A 1,954-nucleotide genomic window follows, 5' to 3' on the forward strand; every position below is an offset into this window, starting at 1 on the left:
GCGCTGACTGAGCGTCTCAGAGCCGGAGACCAGGTAGGCCTGGCCGACGTGGCCGTTGTCGAGGAGGGCGTGCACGCCGGCCTCGGCGAGGTCACGCTCGTGGACGGAAGTGCGACGGGCCTCGCCGTAGGGGAAGCGCACGACGCCCGAGCCCCGGATCTGCGGCGCCCAGCCACGAGCGTTGCCCATGAAGCCGGTCGTCCGCAGCGAGGTCCATCGGCAGCGGGATGCCACGAGGAGCTCCTCCAGGTAGGCGTGGCAGTTGTTGTCGCTGCGCTCGACGCCGATGTGCACGCCCACCGAGGACACCACTGCGACGCGCAGGGCGTGCTCGGACATTCGCTCGACCATCGCTGGGGCGGCTGTCGTCGGCAGGTAGAAGAACGGCCACATCCAGAAGACGTGGCTCACGTCGTCCAGGGCGGCCTCGACGGCGACCGGGTCGTCGAGGCTCCCGGTGACTATCTCGACCTCGTCGGGCAGCACCGACGCTCGCTCGTCGCCCTCTATGACGAGGGCGCGCACGGCGTGGCCCCTGTCGACGAGCGCCCGTGCGGCGTACGGCCCGACCTGGCCGGTCGCGGCGGTGATCAGGAATCGCTCGGTCATGGGGGAGTCCTCCTCGTCGGCACCAGCGCTGTCTCCATGGTGGGAGACCGGTGCGCGGTCGCGGAATGGGGTCAGGTCAGCACTAGGTCAATTCACTGCGAACAGTTCGTCACGCTGGCGGGAGGGCGAGTCCGCTGGGTCCGGGGCCTGGCTGGTGGACGTTGAGGAAGACCCGGGCGCCGTCGCGGGCGAGGGTGACGAGGTAGGTCTCATCGAGGGGTTGGGCGCGGTAGAAGCCACGGGAGATGGGGTCGCCGCCGATGAGGAGCATGAGGTGGGTGGCGGCGGTGGCGGGGTCGTGGAGGGGGGTGCCGGCTTCGGCGAAGAGGCGGCGGAGCTCGTCCTCGAGGACGGCCCGGACGCGGAGGGGGCCGAGGGTGACCCAGGTGTCGAGGGCGGACTGGGGGATGTGTTCGCGTTCGGCTTGGACTTGGCGGACGAGGGCGTGGTGGTCGGCGTAGCGGCTGTCGGCGCGGACCCAGCGTTCGGCGAAGTCGAGGAGGGCCTCGGGGAGGGGGCGGCCGTCCATGGAGGCGCGGACGAGGTTGATGTGGTGGTCGGCCATCTGTCGGGTGCTGAACTCGATGACGGCTTCGAAGAGCTCGGCCTTGTTGGCGTACTGGTTGTAGATGGTTCGGGTGGAGACGCCGGCTTCGGAGGCGATCATCACCACGCTGCTGCGGGTGTACCCGTTGCGGGCGAACGTCCGCAGGGCCCCGTCGAGGAGATCGCGGGACTTGGTCATGCGGCCTGCCACGTAATCGTCACGGTGATCCAGTCTATGTGTTGAGGGGTTAAAACCGCAGGTGTCCGCCGATAGGCCGGGATCGCGGGCGGGTCGCAGGACGAACGATCGGACGCCGGGCTGGGTGAAGGTCAGCGGAGCCCGGTCGTCGTGGGGGAAGGTCCGTCGGGCCGCGGAGCGCGGCCACGTCCAGGATCAGGTCGCTGCGCCGGAGCAGGCCGGACAGCTTCCCCGCGGGGCGGCCTCCACGACCTGGCGGACCAGGGTCGCCAGGTGGCACGCGGTCAGGTCCCAACGCACCGGTGCGCACACCTGGTGGACCAGGCGGTCCAGGACCTCTGCGCCGGAGGTGACCACCGCGCCGTCGGCGCTGGACAGCAGGGTGCCGGACGGCTCGCGCGGCCGTACGGCGGCGACTGCCCGCGCGAAGCGCTCCTGGGCCGGTCGCATGTGCTCGCTGTGGAACGCCCCGGCGACGCGGAGCGCGACCACGCAGCGCTGGGGGGGTGGGGCCGATTGCAGGGCGTCGAGCTGGGCGGTCGTACCCGCGGCCACGACCTGGTCGGGGGCGTTGAGGTTGGCGGCGGTCAGCCCGAGCTC

At 71.1% G+C, this 1,954-nt stretch carries 3 protein-coding genes; all 3 read right to left on the minus strand.

Annotated elements, in window-relative coordinates; translation table 11 throughout:
* Positions 1 to 609 (minus strand): SDR family oxidoreductase (locus tag Q4D18_RS11690; protein ID WP_303128613.1); only part of this gene is annotated, 609 nt, incomplete at its 3' end.
* Positions 610 to 718: 109 nt separating this feature from the next.
* Complete coding sequence (locus tag Q4D18_RS11695; protein ID WP_303128615.1) at positions 719 to 1,354, minus strand: TetR/AcrR family transcriptional regulator; 636 nt, start codon at positions 1,352 to 1,354, stop codon at positions 719 to 721.
* 195 nt (positions 1,355 to 1,549) lie between these two features.
* On the minus strand, positions 1,550 to 1,954 hold a 405-nt coding region (locus tag Q4D18_RS11700), incomplete at its 5' end, for an ACP S-malonyltransferase (protein WP_368389646.1).

Origin of the sequence: Micrococcus sp. (assembly GCF_030523875.1) — a bacterium.
Classification (GTDB): Bacteria; Actinomycetota; Actinomycetes; order Actinomycetales; family Micrococcaceae; genus Micrococcus.